This is a genomic window from Phaeobacter inhibens DSM 16374, assembly GCF_000473105.1.
GTDB lineage: Bacteria > Pseudomonadota > Alphaproteobacteria > Rhodobacterales > Rhodobacteraceae > Phaeobacter > Phaeobacter inhibens.
Genome location: NZ_KI421498.1, coordinates 2,367,428 through 2,386,144 on the forward strand (window position 1 = coordinate 2,367,428; position 18,717 = coordinate 2,386,144).

Consider the following 18,717-nt stretch of genomic DNA (forward strand, 5'->3'; position numbering starts at 1 on the left):
TCGCGGCAACCGGCCACTTTTACTTGTCAGCACATGTTTGCAAACAGCGTTCGACGGTATCTATCAAGTCATAGCTCTGCACGACAAATCCAAGACCGTATGTATCGCCACGATACTTGTATAGGCCAATAGCGCGGGCTTGGCGTGTGCCCGGTTCAACTGGCAAGCAGGCTGCCGGAATGAAATAGCGCGGGTTGCCATTCCTATCACGATCCAGCCGGGTGGTTCTTTTGATGATGCTCTGCACTTTTTCACTGCGCATTGTTTGCTCCCTCCTCAATGCCAAGGCCGATCAATCGACGACACGGCAGTTTTCGAATGCGCAACGGTAAAGAGCGATTTGAACATTAAGGCTCGCATTCCACCATTTTCGGTTTTTGCAAACTCAATGGATGTTTCGAGCAAAGAAATTGCGGCATCCAGATCCCCCTCGTCGATGAGTTGGGCGAGCGCCAGTTTGATACCTTCAGCTTCGGCACGGGTCAGATTGGTGATGTGATTCATGTTAGTTCCTTGATTTCTAAATATTGTTTGTGGCGAATGCGACGGCTTACGCCGCCAGTGGTGCTTCAGGATCAATGATCTTGTTGAGGTCCGACATGCGCCAGCGGGATGAACCACCCAGCTTGATCGGTTCGGGAAAATCGCCGCGCTGAATATCGCGGTATAGGCTGGCGCGGGACCGGCACAGCGTCGTGCAAACGGTCTTGATATCGACGAGGGTATCTTTGGGTTGCGGTGTTGGCAGAATTGTCATATTGGCTCCATGATTATAGTCGCGGCGGACGCCGCGACTATAAATTTGGCCATTTCTGGAAATCCGAAGGGCGAGCGGCAACTTTTTGACTGCCGATTTTTTGCCCGGTCTATAAAAGCGCACAATTAGCCCGAAAATCCGCAATGCGGTGCAGGGAGCGCCGGGTAGCCGCCGAAGACCTCTTACCAAAATATGGGGGCAAGAAATCAGGTCTTCAACCCCAAGAGCTGAGCAAAAAGGTCATTGACGTATTTGTGTGGGCTTGGATGCCCGGCGGCGCATTCTGTGGCAGGTGGCGATATCTGACTTGACCGTGTTAATTTTTTCAACCACAATTGAGGCATCAAAAATTAACACGAGCAGACCCGATATGGAATCCATCCAACCCACCACCCTCAAAGATTTGAATGAAGGCGATACTCGCCTTTCAGAGCTTGAACTTGAACGTGACCGATTGATTGCAGCTGGCCACCACGCTTTGGCCGCCCGCACAAGCGCATCCCCGCTCCACCCAGCGAACGCTGCAGGCTATTTTTCTTACGCCGATGGCGTCAAAGGGCTGCGGGCTGAAAATATGGGCGACAATTGGCAGTTCTTTCGTAGCGAAGGTGTCGAAGGTATTTGCAATGAGGAACTGAAGCTGAGGGTCTTGTTTGCCAATGTGCATGAAGCTTGTGGCGAAGTTAGTCCTCAAGCCCGCTCTCGCAAAGGCGCAGGTTCCGAGCGTGTCGCCTGCGGTGATATGTTCGATGCCGCAGGTGTTGATCTCCCGGTCAGCATCGTGAAGTTCCATGGCGACTACAAAACTTATTACCTGATGGTTGATCAAAATGGGGCTATGGAACTCAGCCTACCCATTGTGAAAGGCGGAAACTTTCTGCGCTGTGTTGAGCGGATTTTCCTAATTGATGGGAATGACCTTGACGAGATTGACTTCGGCGTTGATGGACCGGCCGACGAATCCGACTTGGATATCGTCGTGACCCGGAAGTGACGTGAAAATACTATGTTTAGCAGCAAAAGACTCAGCCTCGCCAGAAAGCGGCGCAGGCTGACGGCAAAAGGACTCGCAGAAGAAGCAGGCGTATCACCTGTAACAATCACTCGATTGGAAACCGGCCAAAATGAAGCCGATCCTGCAACTGTGGAAAAGCTCGCGGAAGTTCTGGATTACCCAGCATCCTTTTTCTTCAAAGGGGAACCGGCGCCGCTTACCAAGGAGATTGTGAGTTTCCGCAGCCTGAAGAGTATGAGCGCCAAGGAACGGGATGCCGCATTGTCGGCTGGCGAGATTGGTGTGGAGGTCTATTCATGGCTGGATGATCACTTCAATTTGCCACCGCTCAATCTCCCTCCGTTCGATCCGGAATTGACCCCCGAAGCAGCCGCAGAGGCACTGAGACAGCATTGGGGGCTTGGATATGATCCTATCCCAAACTTACTTAAGCTGTTTGAATCCAAGGGTATCCGCGTTCTCGGACTGGAAGAAAACACCGCTAACGTGGATGCGTTCTCGTTCTGGCAAGACGATAGCGCGTATGTCTTCTTGAACTCCTACAAGTCCGCTGAGCGCAGTATCTTTGATGCAGCGCACGAGTTGGGCCATCTCGTGCTGCATAAGCACGGCGAAACCTCTGGTGCAAACGGGGACACCCGTTCTGTTGAGTTGGAGGCCAACAGGTTTGCAGCTGCGTTCTTGATGCCCGAAGAGGATATTCGTGCCCGAATGCCTCGCCTAATTACCGCAAACCTCATCATCAAAGCGAAGAAACGGTGGCGTGTGTCAGCTATGGCCCTGGCATATCGTCTGAGCCACTTTAACAAGCCCATGCTGACTGAGTGGCAATATCGCTCCATCTGCATTGAGTTAGGGAAACGGGGATACAGAAGCGGGGAGCCAGATGGGATCACCAGAGAAAGCTCAGTTCTCTGGGGGAAGATTTTGGCCGAGCTTTGGTCGGATCGAAAGAACCTACAGAACTTGGCGAACGATCTATTTTTACCCGTGAGCGAAGTGGAAATGCTACTTTCAGGGATATTGCCCCGAACGGATCAAAGCGCTGCGGGCAAAAGCAATGAACGCCCGGCTTTGCGCATTGTCGAATAAAGTGTGATGGGTGGACTGCTGGCTGTGAGATGTCAGCAGGCACTGTATGTTATCAATGGTGGCCGAACTCCCCCCACCTCAAAGATGGATGATCTCAAGGTTACCCCATTTTTGATCAAGGTATTCAGCCAAAAGCCGTCGATGGCAAAAGTGAGGGGTGTCTTCACTGCAAAGCAAACAACATCCGTCCAAATCAGCGGGACGCAGTTTCTCGACTTTCCGTTTCATCATGAGATCCAGATATTGGTTCTCATAGTTTGACCACTCGATTTTCTTTTTCTTGTATGAATCAAGCATTGGTTTGGTTGGAGCGAAGTTCGGCGCGTGCAGGTAGTCCATATTGCAAAGACTTCTGGCGAAGAATTTGAGGTCGTCCCGCTTGGCAAACCCTGCCAACTGCGAAACGTTATTCAAGCGAACATCGACAAGCTTACGGGATTGAGACTCCTTCAATCGACCAAAGAAATGCTCGGCGGTGGTTTTGGTAAATCCAATAGTGAATACCTGAACCATGGTGTGCTTATCCTTCCCGCCGGTAGGCGATTTGCTTTTCACGGCCTTCATACGCCCGAGCAATCAAGTCATTTTCAGAATCGAGCATGTCACCTCGGGGCGTTCCAAGAATGTCGAGCACCCTCAGCATGGTATTCCTGTGTGGTTCCAGCGTCCCATCACCAAGGATATGGCTGATCTGCGCACCTCGCTCTTGTAGCACCTTCGAAACCAAAATCGTTCGATGGCACTCAGTAGGGTCACGCTCAGAGCACATGAGTGCAACACGATAACGCTGGCTTCCATCCTCAACTCGCTGGATGCCAGACAAGAAGAGGGACGTTTTGGCCAGTTTATTGTAGCTAACGGTGTTGTCGATGTAGCAAGAAGCATCTTCGGACCTTGCGCCAAGCTCCTTCCCCAAGAAGACATAGGCAATTCCATTCTCTTTGAGCGCGTTCTTTAGAGTATCTGTATTGAAATGCGGCGCATGGCGACTGTATGGCGAAGACCTGACGTCTGCCACCGCTGAAACTTGGTTCTTCAACAGCAAGCTTAAAAAGCTCTCAAAAGGCTGCGTCGAGTGCCCCACAGTGTATATTTTCTTTGCGTCATCCATGGGGCTTAGGCTATCAAACCGGCGACCAACTTGGAAGCAGTGCGCTTCTCCACCCAAACCTTAGCCAAACTGATGCAAAGGATTGGGTTTGCAAGCGTATGGCGGTCACCAGCGGTTGTGTTGAACCTTTGAAATTGGACTGGATCAGTGAGTTTCATCTTGTGGCCAACTCCAGCCCAAGAGAAACTTACCCATATATCGTTATGGTCCTCGAACTTGTTGTAAATCACTTCCACAATTGCTTCGGTTGGTTGAATAAGAGACAACGAATTTGTTGCGGCGTTTGCAATCAAGGTGCTGAGCAGGTCATTCTGCCCAATGAATGTGCTACTTGAAGGCCCCCAGAGTCGGGTGTTAGCTGGCGCTACCGCTGCTTGCACATGCGCTGGAGTTAGTTGCCCCACCTTATTCCAATGAACACCCTGAGAGATAACCCAGTTTTCGGTCTGGTGCTGCTCGGGCTTGTGGGCGTCAAAAGTGATTTCCACTAAATCCAGCATCGCCAATTCGCTGCCGTCGGCATATGTCTTTTCGGCGTCGTTGATAGCCTGATTGCCACGGTGGCTGACCGGGCGTATCCAATCGCCGAACTGGCCGTTGTTGTATTCAATCCCGGCCACACAGCTTCCACCTGGTCGAAATGAGTTTGCCAAGCAAACAATCGTTTTGGTTACGGGCATAAAAAGACTCCAAGTAATGCAGAATGCAATTTAAGGAAGAACGCGGTGACTTCAAGATCACCTGACGCTAATTAGCTGCGATTTCGCGTCGCAGAGTAATTGGATGAGCTTGATAAAGACGCTCACTGGTTCCCAACAACGAATGTATATGAAATATTGATATGCAGTCCCGGTGCAGTCCCGGTGCAGTCCCGGGCAATTAACCGACGAGGTGCAATAGCGGCCAAGCCGCCAACACATTGCTTTTAATTGTTAAAAGTGGTGCCCGGGGGCGGAATCGAACCACCGACACGAGGATTTTCAATCCACTGCTCTACCCCTGAGCTACCCGGGCACGGGAAGGCTGTTCGCCTTGGGTGTGGGCCTTCTATGACGTGTGCATGACCGTGTCCAGAGGCTTTTTCAAAGAAATTCGCTAATGTTTCGTTTCGCTGGAATTTGCGACTTCTTCCAGAGCGTTTTCAATGTCTTCCGGGTCCGTGCTTGGGGTCGCGTAAGCGCCGTTCAGCCATTTTGCGAGATCAATGTCCGCGCAGCGGCGCGAACAGAAGGGGCGGTAATCTTTTTGAGTTTCCTCAGCGCAAATCGGGCAGCTCACGCCAGGACCTCCTTCAACGGGATGCGACCGCGTTTGCGCTGCAATTCAAAGTGGCCAAGCGTGGTCCACCCCACCAGCACCGTGTCTTCGCTATCACTGCGGAAGCTGGCCCGCAGGGCCGTTTCAAAGGCGCGGCGATCCTTCTTGGGCATGGGAGCAGGGTCGATCACAATCTGCCCCCCCAGCCCGCGCAGGCGCAAGGCCCGGGCGAGGGATTTGGCGCAGGCCATGTTCGCCTTCACCCCAGCTGCCAGCGAGGTGTCCGCGCCGGTGTTCACATCCACCGCAACCAAGGCGCGGGTCTCCTCAATGAACAAAAACGCGCCACCGCTGAGAGGTTCCCGAATACCCTGCACTGTTTCCAAGGCGTCTAACACGCCCAGACGTTCAAATCCGCCAGCGTCGCGCTCTATATCTGCCGGATCGGTCCAGTCGCGCCATGCCAGAAGATGCGGAGTATCGCCCTCTGCCAGGACCTCTGGCCCGCTACCGGCATCCTCCAGCACCTGGGATGCCAGCGACACCATAGCAAGAATGTCTTCTTCAATGTCGGCGCTGTCAGCGCCGTCGCAGGCGGATCGCAGGATCAGACCATAGCCAATATCACCCATCGCGTCATGAGCAATTTCCAACAGCCGATCACGCTCATCCTCGTCGCGGATGGAGCGAGAGATATTGAGCCCGGGAGCCTCGGGTGTGATGATGGCGTAGCGGCTTTTGAACAGCAGCTTCTGCGAGACCGGCAGTGCTTTGCCCGCTTCGGCATAGCCGGTCAGCTGGACCAACAACTCCTGTCCGGGCGCCAGACCTTTGACCTGGCGTAGAAAGGCAGGGCCATCCGGCGTTGTCAGGAACATACCACCCTGTCCCTTTACAGGCCGATCAGCCCGGGCACGGTAGATTGTTCCGGGGGTGGGCGCATCGCTGTCGATCAGCAAATCCTCAAGCTGGCCATCTACCATGAGGGCCGCGGCTTCGCGGCCGTCGATGTGGTCGAGAATGATTGTGCGGCCCTTCATGCGGTGGCCTCCTTGTTTGGTGTCCAGCCAGCCCCGCGCAACAGGGCAGCAGTTTCGGCCAGTGGCAAGCCGACAATTCCCGTGAAAGATCCATTGATCCAAGGAATAAGCGCTCCCGCAGGTCCCTGAATGGCATAGGCACCTGCCTTGCCCTGCCAGTCCCCGGTCGCGAGGTAGCCGTTCAGCTCTTCATCGGAGAGCCGCTTCATCTTCACGGCGCTCACTACATCGCGGGACCAAATCCGATCCCCCCGACGCACGGCAACAGATGTGATCACCTGGTGCCGGCGCCCGGAGAGAGCCGACAGAAATTGAGCGGCCTCTGCGACGTCGTCAGGTTTTCCCAGAATCCGACGACCAAGGGCGACGGTGGTGTCAGCGCAGAGGATGAGATCCTCCGCAGCGGCGGAAATTGCCTCGGCTTTCTGACGGGCAATGCGGGCGCAATAGAGCCGCGGCAATTCCCTCGGCTTTGGCGTTTCGTCGATATCCGGCGGACAAACCGCATCAGGGGTGATTCCCAATTGGGCCAGTAACTCCAGCCTGCGCGGGCTGCCCGATCCAAGAATGAATGCCATGTCTGGCCCTTTTGTCCTATGGCGCAGCAGGGCTGCACTTAATGTTGGCTTCGGCCCAGTCATAGCCGGTTCATCAAGGCTGAAAAACCCCAACTGGTTATCGCGGTGAGGGCGTTCATACTACGCTTGGCCGATCGCAGGTGAACCAAAACAAAAGCCCGGCGAAGAGGCCGGGCTTTTGTTACTTGGTGGACACCAGCGCTTATTTGAAGCGATAGTTGATCCGTCCTTTGGTCAGATCATATGGGGTCATCTCGACCTGTACCTTGTCGCCAGCCAGAACGCGGATGCGGTTTTTGCGCATCTTGCCTGCCGTATGTGCGATGATCTCATGGCCGTTTTCCAGCTCGACCCGAAACGTCGCATTGGGCAGGAGTTCCTTCACGACACCGGGAAATTCGAGCGTATCTTCCTTGGCCATGTTATCTCCATAATTATGGTTTCCCGCGAGTCTGCGGGACGTGCGCTTAAATGAGCGCTTTTTCCCTGATTTTCAAGGGCGCAATCACCGCAGCGGACATATTGTGACTGTTTTCCCCGGTTCTGGCCTTTCATCCCAATGGGTTCGGTTGCGTACGACACCGTCACGGCGCACATGGGCGATTGCCTCAAGGTCGACATCAGCATAGGTCCAGCCCGGTTTGTTCAACACTCCTTCGGCCAACACGCCGGTTGCCGGGAAGCCTGTGTCAGGGGGGCCGAATATTCCGCCCATGCCAGTGTTCTGGTCCACGGCTTCGGACCATTCTGCGGGACCGACTATAGATGACATTACTGAAACACACTGGTTCTCAAGCGCGCGGGCCATAGCCCCGATACGCACCCGCCAGTAACCTGCCAGTGCCTCCGTGCAGGACGGCACCAGTAACACATCCACATCTGCAAGCGCGCGGCCCAGCAGAGGGAACTCACTGTCGTAGCAGATCAGGACGCCGATTTTTCCCAGTGTCGTGTCGAATACTGTGAGCGCCTCTCCATTCGTCACGTTCCATGGATCCCGCTCAAACATGGTCATGATCTGCTTGTCTTGAATGCCTTTCTGTCCGTTCGGCGTATAGAGGGTCGCGCGGTTCACAGGACGTGCGCCACCATCAAAGACTGGCGCGGATGCACCAAGGATGTGCACGCCGAATTCCGCCGCGAGACGCAGGTGCAGCGCATCAACATCCGGCATGCGCCGGGAGACCGCATGCAAGGATCGCTCCAGATCGCCCGCCACCGCTGCGCCATCCAGCGTTGACAGCTCCATCGCGCCATACTCGGGAAACACCAGCAGATCTGCTCCCTCCCCTGCAGCCTCCTGCACCCAGCGGGTGATCTTTGCCACGTAGGCGCTCCAATCATCGAACCAATCAAGGGGGTATGCGGCAGCAGCGACTTTCATAAGAGGGTCCTGTTTGTTGGGTCCTGTCAGTTGATGACAAAATGGGCCGCAAGTCTCAGCTCAGGTCAAGAGCCGGGACCAGAATTGCAATGGCTTGCGGGTTTCCTCAGCGTCTCCGACATCGCGCCAGGAGAAGCGCGCAACAGCCCCCGGCATCGGAGCATACCCACGCTTGCGCCAGAAGTCATTCAGATCGCGATAGTACGGCGGTCTGGACGGGTGATTATCCGGTCGCTGGACGCTGCAAAATGCCGACACGACATAGCCAAGTTTCCTGGCATGGGCCTCCCGTAGATCAAAGAACCGGTGCCCCAAGCCCATTCCGCGATATTCCGGCAATAGAACAGATTCGGCGCAATAAAAGACATCCTTCAGCGCCAGACCGGTCCCCTCGAAAGCCGCCGCAAAATCTTCGGCGTGATCAATGAGAGGTGCGCCAGTCGACGCACCAACCAACCTCTCTCCGTCCCATGCACCGACCACCACAGCCCTGTCACTGTCCAGATAGCTTTGCAGATAACTGCGCTCATAAGCCAGGTCACCATCGTAAAGATAAGGCCAGTCCCGGAACACAGTGATCCGCAGGCGAGCGACGTCGTCCAGCACCTGCGCCAGCGCTGCGCCGCGCAGGCTCTCCAGACGCAGTCCCATCAGGCTGAGACCTGTGCCATCCAATCCGCAAGGTTATAGTAGGTCGTCACGCGGGTAATCTTGCCATCTTCCAAATCAAAGAACGACCCCGCGGGCAGGCGATAGGTTTGCTGATCTGCCTCCGGCAGCCCTGCATCTGTTTCGAGATAGGTGCCGTTCACGATGTATTCAGCGGCGGCGCGTTTGCCATCTGCATTGACGAACACCACCATATCAGTGAGTGCTTCATCATAGCAGCGGCTCATGTGGGTGCAAAACTCCGCAAACAGCGCCTTGCCGATGCGAATCTTGCCCTCATTCACATGGTGGGCCACGTCGTCCGACAGGCACTCAAGCATGGCGTCGGTGTCTTTTGCGTTGAATGCCTCGAAATAGCGGGTGACGGTGCTGTTCATTTTATCTCCAACGGGTTGCCCCAGCGCTCTGTCAGGCGCTGGATGATCTGGGATCGGGTTTGCCTGTAACTGTCTAGCTTGGCATCCCGGGTTTCCCCCAGTCCAGTTGGGTCCATAATTGGCCAATATTCGACATCAAGGTGGAAAAACCGCGTCAGTTCCAGCGCCCGGCGCTGACTGGCCGGAGAGAGGGCCACCACCAGATCGAAGGAGGATAGGTCATCCCCCCACTGTTCCATCTCGTCGAATGAACGTGAACGATGGCGTGACAGTTCCACACCGATCTCCTGACAGACCGCGATGCAGAAGCCGTCAATCTCCATATCGTTCTTGACGCCGACAGATTGCACATAGGTACCGGAGCCATAGAATTGTTTCATGATCCCCTCTGCCATCGGGGATCTGACCGCGTTGTGGTCACAGCAGAACAGGATCGACTGCGGCAACTCGCTCACGCTTCAGCCTCCAAAATGCAATACGCAAATTAGGGTGAAGAGACGGCGCGCCGTGTCGGTATCAATTTCCGCCTTGCCTTCCAGCCGCTCCCGCAACACGCGGCTGCCTTCGTTGTGAATACCCCGGCGGGCCATGTCGATGGTTTCGATCTGACTGGGCGGCAGTGTTTTGACGGCGGTAAAATAGCTTTCGCAGATTTGGTAATAGTCTTTGACCACCTGACGGAACGGCGAAAGCGACAGGTGAAACTCCGCCGCCTTTTCACCAGCCTCGGATGCAACATCAAAGACCAGCCGCTTGTCGCGGATGGCAAGCCCCAGATGGTAGGGCCCCTCAGGCGCCGCTCGCTCACCACGCGCAGGCAGCGCAAAACTATTGTCCTCAATCAGGTCAAAAATCGCGACCCGACGCTCCTGCTCGATTTCGGGCGTCGGCGGCGGCAGATTGCGGTCATCAAGGTCGATTTGGCTGATGCGGCTCATGGGTCAGGTCTCTGTGCGCAGGTTAGGTAGATAACTGACTAGCCGATGGTCGGTGCCACGGCAATCCGCAGGGCACAGTTGTGCCCTAACGATGTGCCAGCGCCACCATCCATACACGCGGGCAAGCAACAGCCTGCTTCCCCGCACTCCCGTCCTCTGCGTTCAGCGGTTCAGCCGATCCAGGCGCGCCCGGATTGACAGGCCATGCGCTTCCAGGCTTTCGCTCTTGGCCAGCGTTTCGGCCGCTGGACCGATTGTACGTAACGCGTCCGGGGTCATTTCGCTCAACGTGGTGCGCTTCAGGAAATCCATCACCGACAGCCCAGACGAGAACCGTGCAGATCGGGCGGTTGGCAGCACGTGGTTCGGGCCGCCGATATAATCCCCGATCGCTTCGGGTGTATATTGGCCAAGGAAAATCGCGCCCGCGTGAATGGTTTTCTCACTGAGCGCACGAGCGTCCGCAACGCAGAGCTCCAGGTGCTCCGGGGCGATACGATTGGACAGCTGAGCTGCCACATCCAGATCAGGCACCACGATCACCGCACCGTAGTCCCGCCAGCTGGGCCCTGCGATGGCGGAGCGTTCCAGTGTCTGCAAGCGCGCCTCCACCGCATCCGCTACAGAGCGGCCAAATGCCTCGTCATCTGTAATCAGGATCGATTGCGCGCTTTCATCATGCTCGGCCTGGCTGAGAAGGTCGAGCGCGATCCAGTCGGGATCGTTGTCCTTATCGGCGATGACCAGAATTTCCGACGGGCCAGCAATCATATCTATGCCGACCTTGCCAAACACCCGTCGTTTTGCCGCCGCGACAAACGCATTTCCGGGGCCGGTAATCTTGTCAACCGGGGCAATACTCTCTGTTCCATAGGCGAGGGCCGCAACCGCCTGCGCGCCGCCGACACGGTAGATTTCATCGACACCGGACAAGCGTGCTGCAAGCAACACCAGCGGGTTTATCTGACCATCAGGAGTGGGGACCACTACTGCCAGCCGTTCGACACCCGCCACTTTCGCCGGAACCGCGTTCATCAAAACAGAGGACGGATAACTCGCCAGACCGCCCGGCACATAGAGACCGGCCGCCGACACTGCCGACCAGCGCCACCCTAGTGAAGCCCCGGCATCATCCTGCCATTCGGCGCCCTGAGGCATCTGCCGCAGGTGATAGGCGCGGATACGCTCCACCGCCAACTCCAGCGCGACGCGCTCCTCAGTCGATACATCCTGAATGGCGGCGTCGATCTCAGCGTCCGAAATGCGCAGTTGATCTGCGGTCAACTGCAAACGGTCAAATTTCGCGGTCAGCTCGATTAGTGCCGCATCACCACGGGTGCGCACATCCGCGATTATGTCGGCGACCACTGCATCTACATCGGGGCTATCTTCGCGTTTTGCCCCCAGAAGGGTTGCAAACGCCTGATCAAAACCAGCATCGGACGCGTTCAGAAAAACGGGCATCATGGCTCTCCTTTGAGCCTGCAATATAGGCCCCTGCCCGCAGTCTCAAGATGGTTGCGTGTATTGGAGGTCAGTCAAGCACCTGCCGCGCAAGCGACGGGATTTCATCCGCAGCCAGAGCATTATCCAGCGGGCACAGCATCAGCACATCGTTTCGCGGCTGGCTCTCCACGACAACAGAGCGCGGGCGCAGGCCAAACGGACGAAACCCTGCGTTTTCATAAAGCCTCCGCGCGGCGTGGTTTTCCTGATCCACGCACAACTCCACCTGCTTTAACCCTCGCTCACGAGCCTGACCCAAGACCCGTGCCAAAAGGGCTTTGGCCACCCCCTGACGCTGATAGTCCGCCGAGATGTAGAAGGGACCAAGATCAGCTGTATGCGAGAGACGTGACAGCCCGCCCTGACGCAAAACCGCAAAGCCGACCAATTGATCACTAATAAACACGCCCCAATAGGAGCCGCTCTCGAACCCGCTGAGCAGGCTCGCATCCGGGATGCCATCCGCCTCTTCTGCGGTCATCAAGAAAGAGGCCGGAAAGGCGGTCAGCCCTTCGCGCCACAGGACACGAAGATCGGCAAGATCAGCGCCCACCAACTCACGTAGCATCATGTCTCGTGCAGAGGAGCCTGCCCGGACGGCGCCTGATAGGGACGCGTCACATCGCGCAGGGTGACCTCAACCGCCTCAACGGCAAGCCGGATTGCACCGTCACCGGCAAGGGTCAGAACGATATGCCCGTCACCATCCGATCCCGGCTCAAAACTCAGCGACAGCAACGAAAGAATCAGATCGCGCTCCTTCCGATCAACGCCTTGAGAGGCCACCGACAAAACTTGATCGACGACCAGCACACTTTGCACCCGTTCATAAGGGCGACCACGCTGTTCGGCGGCATCTTTGTCTTCCCAGCGAAACCGGTTCAACAGCAGCGCAAATCGCCGCTCCGCAGGTCGCCAGCTGATCTCCGTCACCGGAAACACCGCATCCTGCGCAAGCGAGGCAATAATTTCCAGATCCTCAGCGCCAAGGGCGCCAAGATTCAGCGGCGCTTCGCGCCCGTCGTCGAATGTTGCATCTGCCATTACTGCTCCTGGATCCGTTCAATCTTGGCACCAACTGAGGACAACTTGCGCACCACATGTTCGTACCCGCGATCCAGATGATAGACACGGCTAACGGTGGTCTCGCCTTCAGCCGCTAGACCTGCAAGAATCAAGGAGACCGACGCCCGCAGATCAGTTGCCATCACCGGTGCGCCCTTCAGCCCCTCAACGCCGGTTACCGTGGCATGACCACCCTGAACGTCAATCTGCGCCCCCATACGTATGAGTTCCGGCGCATGCATGAACCGGTTTTCAAAGATCTTTTCTTCCAGAACACTGGTCCCTTCAGCGGTACACATCAGTGCCATCATCTGTGCCTGCAAGTCGGTCGGGAACCCGGGGAAGGGTTCGGTCACGACATCTACCGCTTTTACCCGGTTATCACCGCGGCGTACCGTCAGGCTGTTCTCGTTCTCGGTAATCTCAACCCCGGCAGCCTCCAACTTGTTACAGAAGGCTTCGATCAGGGATCGCTTCCCACCCAGCAGCTCGACCTCGCCACCGCAAATGGCAGGCGCCAGCATATAGGTCCCCAACTCGATCCGGTCGGTGACAACCGGATGAGTGGCGCCGTGCAGACGGTCCACGCCTTGAATCGTGATGGTGGATGTACCCTCACCTTCAATCTGCGCACCCATTTTACGCAGGCACTGCGCCAGATCAACGATCTCCGGCTCGCGCGCCGCGTTATTGATAAGGGTTGTACCCTTGGCCAATGTCGCGGCCATCAGCGCATTCTCCGTTGCGCCGACGGAGACAAGCGGGAAGTCAATGACCCCGCCTTTCAGCCCGCCCAGAGGCGCCTTAGCATGAACATAACCGTCTTTCAGATCCAGCTGCGCCCCCAGCGCTTCAAGCGCCTTCAAATGCAGATCCACCGGGCGCGCGCCGATGGCGCAGCCGCCGGGCAACGAGACAACAGCATGACCATCACGCGCCAGCATCGGCCCCAGTACAAGGATCGACGCCCGCATCTTCCGCACGATATCGTAGTCAGCGGTGTGATTGTTGATGTCATGGCTCGACATGGCCAACACCTGACCATCCTGCAGCGTTGAAACCTCAGCACCCAGCGACTGCAACAGCGTTGTCATGGTGCGAATGTCAGACAGTCGCGGTGCGTTTGTCAGCGTCAACGGCTCCTCGCTCAGCATCGTTGCCGGCATAAGCGTCAGACAGGCGTTTTTTGCACCCGCGATAGGGATCTGCCCTTTCAGTGGGCCATTCCCCGTCACCAAAATCGAATCCATCTGCCCTTACTCCTTAGAACTGCCTGTTGTGGGGTCGTCTGCCGGACCGCCGGTCTCGTCATCTTTGACCGCACGCGCCTTCGCCTGGGCCTTCCGACGGCCCATATTCGCCTTCAATGCGGCCTTCAACCGATCTTCGCGCGTGGGCGCCGACCCGCCATTTTTTGCTGTTTTCTTCTCTGCCATAGATCTTCTGTACCGGAGTGTGAAAAAACCGTCCAGAATGCTCTTGCGCCCCAGTTCGTTTATGCCTAAAAGCCCCCTCACCGGCGCTGCTGTAGCTCAGAGGTAGAGCACTCCCTTGGTAAGGGAGAGGTCGAGAGTTCAATTCTCTCCAGCAGCACCAGTCTCCAAAACATTGATATTTCACATCTTTATAAGATAACACATTTGTTTTGAGCGCTTCTCGCTGTGCTTGATTACGTTCCATCTCACTCCCTCGCCAACCATTGATAGGGCGGCGCGGGCACGGCCCCCCAGACCATTCGGCGCCCCCCTCATGCCCGGATCCGAATCGATCTGAAACCGAGACAATCCTCGATTCGCACAGATTGTCGCACACACAGCGACAACACCTCAGCTCACTCAAGACTGTCAGCGATTAACCGCCGTTGAATCAATTTGTTTGCAATTTCCTGCGCTCGAATCGCATCGGTTAAGGCTGATTTTAATTTTCACCCGCCAGTCTGAACCTCGAAGGCTCACCCATCTGCAAGCTTGGAGCGGGTGCGGGGCCGCAACAGCATCGGGTGCAGGAGGGTTGAATGATAGATGCAAAACCAAAGCAACCGCCTGTTCCAAAACTGCGGATATCGACCACTCCGCTTGGTACTAAGCGACAGGTGAACGACCCAGGCCATTTGAGTCACGCAAAAAAATGGGCGCCGGTGCTACAGTTTTCCAGGCATTGCGTCACACGGCAGATCATACAGGCACATACTCAGTGGCTCTGGCCCCTCCCCAGCTTTGACACGAACAAAGGCGTCTGGCTGTCGTTAACATGTGGCCCTGACAACGGCTCGGATCTGGTCAGATCGCCAACATTCTCCCACCTCAGATCCTATTGGAAACGACGACGGTATTTCGGCGCGCTTGCCAATCGACAAAAAAATCAAGTGGCCTCCTGAAACTGCTCTGCCAGAAATCCGCCTATCCGTTGGAGGGATCCCGCCCATTCCAGCGGACTCTCTTTGAGCGCGATGCCGCATCTGGTGTATCCGCTTTGCTTCAGTCGTAAGGCGCTGAAGATCCGCCCCACCACAAGGGGCGCATCAACGCCTCACCTCCGAGCTTCTGCAGGATCGGTCCGCAAGCCACCAAAAGACGCAAATTACCGCCGACAGGGCACTACAGAAAACGACCGCCACCCAGGCGAGCCGACAGCCGGTCGGCCCGTCTGGCGATCAGAAGAGACACCAGCGCGCAGCCTTATCCAGGCAGCCGCGAGAACCCGAGGCCGCCCTCGATAAGGAACATGTCATGTCGACGATATGGAACTCCATTTTCAGAAAAACCGCCGTGGCCGCTGCCGCACTGACCGTGATGAGCGTCTGTGCCGGTATGCTTCCTGCGCAGAGCATCAACAATGATATCAAGAGCCAGCTGGATCAATTTGTCCGACGTGGCACCGAAGTCAGATTTGAAGGTTATCTGACGGGGTATAGTTATTGGGATAACACACCCCCTGGCAGCGCCGCCATCGCACGTCCCGTCCTGCGACGCCAGGCTGGGGGAACCGGGACATATAATGACCCGGTCACCATCGCTGTGGGACACGCCATCCGGCGGGGGCGCCAGACGCTGGATTTCCCGGCGGGCACGCGGTTCTACATTGAACGCCTGCGCAAATATGCCATCGTGGAAGACGTCTGCGGTGACGGTCATCAACCACAAAATGGCCCCTGCCATACGGGCAAGAATGGCCGCCCGTGGCTTGATATCTACATCGGGGGCAAGCGGAATTCCGTTCGCGATACAGAAAGATGTATGAACCGACTGACCGGGATGCAGCCGATCCGCCTCAACCCCCGGCGCGGTTACCCAGTGGCACGCGGTGAGATTTCAGCCAGCGGATGTCAGGTTTTTGGCCCTGTAAGCTGACGCTATTCTAGCGGGTGCGACGCTTCAGATGCGCCAGCGCCTGCAAGACGATCCCGTTTGTGTTGAGGTCGGCATGGTTTTTCATTTGGGCATACCCATCAAGGAACAATCCACTGCTCATTCCAAAACCGTCAATCCGGGCGTGCTCTTGTGCCATGTCCAGCATTTTACGAGTGTGCCTGCAGGGTCTGACCGCGTACCAAAGATACGCTGCCTTGGTTGAGAAAATGCCATAAGGGCTGCTGGCAACCGGTTCGAACACTACCTCGCGCCCTTTCCTGTAGCTGACGTTCCAACGTGTTTCGTGGCCCAGATCGAAGCCTTGGTAGACAAACCAAGGCGCCGTATCGATTGGCGTCTCAGATGGCGCGAGCAATTGACCGGTTTGATCAAAGTGGTGCTTCATCGCGCCCAGAAAGACATCCGTTAGTACGGCGCATTCAGCAGATGGTCCCAGTTCCACATATTCGAGCAACAGCGGCTCAGTCGGCAGGATGCCAATTTTATCAACCGTATAGAGCAGGTTGACCGTTCTATCTGCAACCGTTTCTCCGGCAAACGCCTCCCGGTAGGGTGAGCGGGTTTCCGACTGGCCCAGAGCTGGTAGAACCCGGGTCTGGTAGTGCGCACAATGCGACAGATAAGATGATTGGATACGTGTCTTGAGGATATTGTTAAGGACACCACCCTGCATCAAACCCGCAATCTGCCATTTACCCATCAGCTGCGAACTGGCGTCCGCAAGCGCGGTATGTTGCGCAGCCCGGGTAACTGCGCTGGTAAGCCGTGCGAAATCACAGGCATCGAACCCTCGCCTTTCAATTGATGCATCCCGAACATTGATCAGCGTCGGCGGATATGCCGCGTCACCATCCTGAATAACCGGAAGCGATGCCATAATCTTCTTGATGCGGCGGTAGATTCTGTCAGCCGGTGCCAGCTCCAGCTCAACCGCTGCCAACAAGCCAAGGATCAGACTCCCGACATCCCACATCGTGATCTCGGAGTTGTTGAATGACTTGCCGTTGATCTGCTTTCTAACCGTCAATGCCAATCCGGTAGCGTTCATTTCTGCCTGTTCGAGGTAGCTATAGGCCAACTCGGCATCAGCCATCATAGCGGCATCGAAAACAGGTGCCTCTGGCGACAGACTGCTGTCACGTAGCGTGTCTCGTGCTTCAAGCAGAAGCTCATGAGCTGGATCAACTATTCCTGTAGGATAGTTGAGGCAGATACCGTTTGCGGCCGGTACTTTCGCAGAAAGCCGACTGACCGTTTGAGCCTTGTGGACAAACACTGCATCTGGATGACGCACATCGCCACGTTGTGGGGCCACATCGTCTGCAAGAAAAATCGGACCTTCGATTGGCTCCCCGTCAGGCCCCAGCCCTGGTGCCCCAAGCCGATGCTGCTCGCCATCACGAGTTTCGACCAGGAATGCGCCGTCTGCTCGGCGTTCCCCACCGCGCACCAAGGTCACACAGTCTGTGCCCAATCGGGTCCGCGCCTGATCCAGCAGCCCATTGTACCCCTCAGCACTGCCCGGAAACTCCGGCAAAATGACATAGTGTCTGGAGTGATTCGGCAAGAACGCGCAGCACCGTTTGTAGATTTCACGCGGCAAAACAGACAAAAGATACCCTGATAGCCGCGCGCGATTGACGCTCGCGGCAATACGCTGACCAACCTCATAAGCGCGGGCCGGGTCAATCGGCAGCTCTGCAACATCCACCGCAAGAACAGTCCCATCCCCCAATTTGGAAAACAGCCCTGATGTCATCTTCTCTTGCGCGGACCTCAGATCTAAGCGCGCCTTCAGTGGCAACATCAATACTGCGGCAGGACCAAGCAACGCCTCGCGCTCAGCCGCCTCAACCGCATCATAGATCACGGTCGTGCACCCCCCGGTCCGCAAACCGTCCTGCCGCAACTCGCCCTCAAGCTCATTGGTCGACACCGTCGAAAAATGCGCTGGCTGAGCAGCAGCAGCCATAGCGCCGGGCAGCTGTTGATCAATTTGCGAGCGCAGCCCCCAAAGACTACGCGCCTTAAAATATCCTGTCTTGCGCATCAGATTGCGCGACGCAGGAACGATCTCGACAAATGTGCGGTTTTGGGAGGCGGTATCGCTTAGCATCGCCAGCAGCGGATGGGTCCTATCCGGTGTGTGTTTGGCGAAGTCTTCGAATGCGACTTCAACGGAGAGTGCAACCCCTTGCGACAGAAATGCAAAAATCAAAGAGCCAAGCGCATTTACCGGCAGCGACGGATGTACGCCGGTCAGTAATATGGAAAACGCACGTATCCCCTCGGCCTGCTGAGGCTGCGCCAGGGCCGGCCAGGTCGTGCTTAGCAGGCCACCTGAGGCCAAACCCAGAAACTCACGGCGTTTCCACGACATTAGCTTGTCCAACTTTCTGGTTCCGGCGGTGTTTACCATAACTTGAACGATCCGCGATGCCCATCTTGAATTATCATTAGGACTTTGTTAAAAACTTAATTAGCGGACGCGGAATCGAAATGGTTCGCGCGAAAGTCAATCTGGCGAAAATCGCCTGCCCCCCAAACGAGTGAATGA

24 protein-coding genes and 2 tRNA genes are annotated in these 18,717 nt (G+C 56.2%); 4 read left to right on the forward strand and 22 right to left on the reverse strand.

Annotated features, from left to right (window positions below; translation table 11 throughout):
* Window positions 1-19 precede the first annotated feature (19 nt).
* Genes INHI_RS0115110 through INHI_RS0115120 form a run of 3 tightly spaced genes read right to left on the reverse strand, consistent with a single transcriptional unit; the run spans window position 20 to window position 757 of the window.
* A complete protein-coding gene (locus INHI_RS0115110) occupies window positions 20-262 on the reverse strand; it encodes a hypothetical protein (protein ID WP_027248173.1) in 243 nt (80 codons plus the stop codon).
* Between the two features lie 14 nt (window positions 263-276).
* On the reverse strand, window positions 277-504 hold the full coding sequence (locus INHI_RS0115115) for a hypothetical protein (RefSeq protein WP_027248174.1): 228 nt from the start codon (window positions 502-504) through the stop codon (window positions 277-279).
* Between the two features lie 46 nt (window positions 505-550).
* Window positions 551-757, reverse strand: a complete 207-nt coding sequence (locus INHI_RS0115120; protein WP_027248175.1) for a helix-turn-helix transcriptional regulator — start codon at window positions 755-757, stop codon at window positions 551-553.
* 370 nt (window positions 758-1,127) lie between these two features.
* Here INHI_RS0115120 and INHI_RS0115125 point away from each other — a divergent pair, with 370 nt between their 5' ends.
* Window positions 1,128-1,751, forward strand: a complete 624-nt coding sequence (locus INHI_RS0115125) for a hypothetical protein (protein ID WP_027248176.1) — start codon at window positions 1,128-1,130, stop codon at window positions 1,749-1,751.
* Window positions 1,752-1,763: 12 nt separating this feature from the next.
* The gene (locus INHI_RS0115130; RefSeq protein ID WP_027248177.1) at window positions 1,764-2,864 is read left to right on the forward strand and encodes a helix-turn-helix domain-containing protein; all 1,101 of its coding nucleotides are present in this window, start codon (window positions 1,764-1,766) and stop codon (window positions 2,862-2,864) included.
* A gap of 78 nt (window positions 2,865-2,942) precedes the next feature.
* Here INHI_RS0115130 and INHI_RS0115135 read toward each other — a convergent pair whose 3' ends face one another.
* From INHI_RS0115135 to INHI_RS21335, 18 genes are all read right to left on the reverse strand, one after another.
* On the reverse strand, window positions 2,943-3,377 hold the full coding sequence (locus INHI_RS0115135; RefSeq protein ID WP_027248178.1) for a DUF488 domain-containing protein: 435 nt from the start codon (window positions 3,375-3,377) through the stop codon (window positions 2,943-2,945).
* A 7-nt stretch (window positions 3,378-3,384) separates the two neighbouring features.
* Entirely contained in the window at window positions 3,385-3,975 is a 591-nt protein-coding gene (locus tag INHI_RS0115140) for a DUF488 domain-containing protein (protein WP_027248179.1), read from the reverse strand.
* Between the two features lie 5 nt (window positions 3,976-3,980).
* The gene (locus INHI_RS20755; protein ID WP_155805611.1) at window positions 3,981-4,655 is read right to left on the reverse strand and encodes a dual OB domain-containing protein; all 675 of its coding nucleotides are present in this window, start codon (window positions 4,653-4,655) and stop codon (window positions 3,981-3,983) included.
* 259 nt (window positions 4,656-4,914) lie between these two features.
* A tRNA-Phe gene (locus tag INHI_RS0115150) sits at window positions 4,915-4,989 on the reverse strand.
* An 81-nt stretch (window positions 4,990-5,070) separates the two neighbouring features.
* A complete protein-coding gene (locus INHI_RS0115155) occupies window positions 5,071-5,253 on the reverse strand; it encodes a DNA gyrase inhibitor YacG (protein ID WP_014873308.1) in 183 nt (60 codons plus the stop codon).
* Window positions 5,250-6,272 (reverse strand): ribonuclease E/G, encoded by a 1,023-nt coding sequence (locus tag INHI_RS0115160; RefSeq protein ID WP_027248181.1) that lies wholly within the window; start codon window positions 6,270-6,272, stop codon window positions 5,250-5,252. Before INHI_RS0115160 ends, INHI_RS0115155 begins: the two co-directional genes overlap by 4 nt.
* Window positions 6,269-6,850, reverse strand: a complete 582-nt coding sequence (locus INHI_RS0115165; RefSeq protein ID WP_027248182.1) for a Maf family protein — start codon at window positions 6,848-6,850, stop codon at window positions 6,269-6,271. Before INHI_RS0115165 ends, INHI_RS0115160 begins: the two co-directional genes overlap by 4 nt.
* Window positions 6,851-7,052: 202 nt before the next feature.
* Window positions 7,053-7,271 carry a translation initiation factor IF-1 gene (infA, locus tag INHI_RS0115170; RefSeq protein WP_005978431.1) on the reverse strand — a complete coding sequence of 73 codons (219 nt, stop codon included), beginning with the start codon at window positions 7,269-7,271 and terminating at the stop codon, window positions 7,053-7,055.
* A gap of 84 nt (window positions 7,272-7,355) precedes the next feature.
* Complete coding sequence (locus INHI_RS0115175) at window positions 7,356-8,234, reverse strand: carbon-nitrogen hydrolase family protein (RefSeq protein ID WP_027248183.1); 879 nt, start codon at window positions 8,232-8,234, stop codon at window positions 7,356-7,358.
* A gap of 60 nt (window positions 8,235-8,294) precedes the next feature.
* Window positions 8,295-8,885, reverse strand: a complete 591-nt coding sequence (locus INHI_RS0115180) for a GNAT family N-acetyltransferase (protein WP_014881234.1) — start codon at window positions 8,883-8,885, stop codon at window positions 8,295-8,297.
* The gene (locus INHI_RS0115185; protein WP_014881235.1) at window positions 8,885-9,280 is read right to left on the reverse strand and encodes a ketosteroid isomerase-related protein; all 396 of its coding nucleotides are present in this window, start codon (window positions 9,278-9,280) and stop codon (window positions 8,885-8,887) included. The genes INHI_RS0115180 and INHI_RS0115185 overlap by 1 nt, the downstream gene beginning before the upstream one ends.
* Window positions 9,277-9,735 carry an arsenate-mycothiol transferase ArsC gene (locus tag INHI_RS0115190; RefSeq protein WP_014873302.1) on the reverse strand — a complete coding sequence of 153 codons (459 nt, stop codon included), beginning with the start codon at window positions 9,733-9,735 and terminating at the stop codon, window positions 9,277-9,279. The genes INHI_RS0115185 and INHI_RS0115190 overlap by 4 nt, the downstream gene beginning before the upstream one ends.
* A 3-nt stretch (window positions 9,736-9,738) precedes the next feature.
* A complete protein-coding gene (locus tag INHI_RS0115195) occupies window positions 9,739-10,218 on the reverse strand; it encodes a UPF0262 family protein (RefSeq protein ID WP_014881236.1) in 480 nt (159 codons plus the stop codon).
* Between the two features lie 162 nt (window positions 10,219-10,380).
* Window positions 10,381-11,682, reverse strand: coding sequence for a histidinol dehydrogenase (gene hisD, locus INHI_RS0115200; RefSeq protein WP_027248184.1), 1,302 nt, complete (start codon window positions 11,680-11,682; stop codon window positions 10,381-10,383).
* 70 nt (window positions 11,683-11,752) lie between these two features.
* The gene (locus INHI_RS0115205; RefSeq protein ID WP_254656888.1) at window positions 11,753-12,292 is read right to left on the reverse strand and encodes a GNAT family N-acetyltransferase; all 540 of its coding nucleotides are present in this window, start codon (window positions 12,290-12,292) and stop codon (window positions 11,753-11,755) included.
* Window positions 12,292-12,768, reverse strand: coding sequence for a DUF2948 family protein (locus tag INHI_RS0115210; protein WP_014873298.1), 477 nt, complete (start codon window positions 12,766-12,768; stop codon window positions 12,292-12,294). The genes INHI_RS0115205 and INHI_RS0115210 overlap by 1 nt, the downstream gene beginning before the upstream one ends.
* Window positions 12,768-14,039 carry a UDP-N-acetylglucosamine 1-carboxyvinyltransferase gene (gene murA, locus INHI_RS0115215; RefSeq protein ID WP_027248185.1) on the reverse strand — a complete coding sequence of 424 codons (1,272 nt, stop codon included), beginning with the start codon at window positions 14,037-14,039 and terminating at the stop codon, window positions 12,768-12,770. Before murA ends, INHI_RS0115210 begins: the two co-directional genes overlap by 1 nt.
* A 6-nt stretch (window positions 14,040-14,045) precedes the next feature.
* A complete protein-coding gene (locus INHI_RS21335) occupies window positions 14,046-14,225 on the reverse strand; it encodes a hypothetical protein (protein WP_014873296.1) in 180 nt (59 codons plus the stop codon).
* Between the two features lie 85 nt (window positions 14,226-14,310).
* Between INHI_RS21335 and INHI_RS0115225 the strand changes: the two genes are divergently transcribed.
* Both INHI_RS0115225 and INHI_RS0115230 read left to right on the forward strand, forming a co-directional pair.
* Window positions 14,311-14,385: transfer RNA gene (locus tag INHI_RS0115225), tRNA-Thr, on the forward strand.
* A gap of 1,133 nt (window positions 14,386-15,518) precedes the next feature.
* A complete protein-coding gene (locus tag INHI_RS0115230) occupies window positions 15,519-16,139 on the forward strand; it encodes a hypothetical protein (RefSeq protein WP_014873295.1) in 621 nt (206 codons plus the stop codon).
* Between the two features lie 7 nt (window positions 16,140-16,146).
* Here INHI_RS0115230 and INHI_RS0115235 read toward each other — a convergent pair whose 3' ends face one another.
* The gene (locus INHI_RS0115235; RefSeq protein WP_027248186.1) at window positions 16,147-18,579 is read right to left on the reverse strand and encodes a DUF3131 domain-containing protein; all 2,433 of its coding nucleotides are present in this window, start codon (window positions 18,577-18,579) and stop codon (window positions 16,147-16,149) included.
* Between the last annotated feature and the right edge of the window lie 138 nt (window positions 18,580-18,717).

What these genes read in the sequence shown, in the direction of transcription:
- INHI_RS0115130 (WP_027248177.1), top strand. Translation starts at nt 1,764, where the DNA reads ATGTTTAGCAGCAAAAGACTCAGCCTCGCCAGAAAGCGGCGCAGGCTG.
- INHI_RS0115160 (WP_027248181.1), bottom strand. Translation starts at nt 6,272, where the DNA reads ATGAAGGGCCGCACAATCATTCTCGACCACATCGACGGCCGCGAAGCC.
- INHI_RS0115180 (WP_014881234.1), bottom strand. Translation starts at nt 8,885, where the DNA reads ATGGGACTGCGTCTGGAGAGCCTGCGCGGCGCAGCGCTGGCGCAGGTG.
- INHI_RS0115230 (WP_014873295.1), top strand. Translation starts at nt 15,519, where the DNA reads ATGTCGACGATATGGAACTCCATTTTCAGAAAAACCGCCGTGGCCGCT.
- infA (WP_005978431.1), bottom strand. Translation starts at nt 7,271, where the DNA reads ATGGCCAAGGAAGATACGCTCGAATTTCCCGGTGTCGTGAAGGAACTC.
- hisD (WP_027248184.1), bottom strand. Translation starts at nt 11,682, where the DNA reads ATGCCCGTTTTTCTGAACGCGTCCGATGCTGGTTTTGATCAGGCGTTT.
- INHI_RS0115185 (WP_014881235.1), bottom strand. Translation starts at nt 9,280, where the DNA reads ATGAACAGCACCGTCACCCGCTATTTCGAGGCATTCAACGCAAAAGAC.
- INHI_RS0115205 (WP_254656888.1), bottom strand. Translation starts at nt 12,292, where the DNA reads ATGCTACGTGAGTTGGTGGGCGCTGATCTTGCCGATCTTCGTGTCCTG.
- INHI_RS0115135 (WP_027248178.1), bottom strand. Translation starts at nt 3,377, where the DNA reads ATGGTTCAGGTATTCACTATTGGATTTACCAAAACCACCGCCGAGCAT.
- INHI_RS0115110 (WP_027248173.1), bottom strand. Translation starts at nt 262, where the DNA reads ATGCGCAGTGAAAAAGTGCAGAGCATCATCAAAAGAACCACCCGGCTG.
- INHI_RS0115115 (WP_027248174.1), bottom strand. Translation starts at nt 504, where the DNA reads ATGAATCACATCACCAATCTGACCCGTGCCGAAGCTGAAGGTATCAAA.
- INHI_RS21335 (WP_014873296.1), bottom strand. Translation starts at nt 14,225, where the DNA reads ATGGCAGAGAAGAAAACAGCAAAAAATGGCGGGTCGGCGCCCACGCGC.
- INHI_RS0115175 (WP_027248183.1), bottom strand. Translation starts at nt 8,234, where the DNA reads ATGAAAGTCGCTGCTGCCGCATACCCCCTTGATTGGTTCGATGATTGG.
- INHI_RS0115195 (WP_014881236.1), bottom strand. Translation starts at nt 10,218, where the DNA reads ATGAGCCGCATCAGCCAAATCGACCTTGATGACCGCAATCTGCCGCCG.
- INHI_RS0115165 (WP_027248182.1), bottom strand. Translation starts at nt 6,850, where the DNA reads ATGGCATTCATTCTTGGATCGGGCAGCCCGCGCAGGCTGGAGTTACTG.
- murA (WP_027248185.1), bottom strand. Translation starts at nt 14,039, where the DNA reads ATGGATTCGATTTTGGTGACGGGGAATGGCCCACTGAAAGGGCAGATC.
- INHI_RS0115125 (WP_027248176.1), top strand. Translation starts at nt 1,128, where the DNA reads ATGGAATCCATCCAACCCACCACCCTCAAAGATTTGAATGAAGGCGAT.
- INHI_RS0115235 (WP_027248186.1), bottom strand. Translation starts at nt 18,579, where the DNA reads ATGGTAAACACCGCCGGAACCAGAAAGTTGGACAAGCTAATGTCGTGG.
- INHI_RS20755 (WP_155805611.1), bottom strand. Translation starts at nt 4,655, where the DNA reads ATGCCCGTAACCAAAACGATTGTTTGCTTGGCAAACTCATTTCGACCA.
- INHI_RS0115140 (WP_027248179.1), bottom strand. Translation starts at nt 3,975, where the DNA reads ATGGATGACGCAAAGAAAATATACACTGTGGGGCACTCGACGCAGCCT.
- INHI_RS0115210 (WP_014873298.1), bottom strand. Translation starts at nt 12,768, where the DNA reads ATGGCAGATGCAACATTCGACGACGGGCGCGAAGCGCCGCTGAATCTT.
- INHI_RS0115120 (WP_027248175.1), bottom strand. Translation starts at nt 757, where the DNA reads ATGACAATTCTGCCAACACCGCAACCCAAAGATACCCTCGTCGATATC.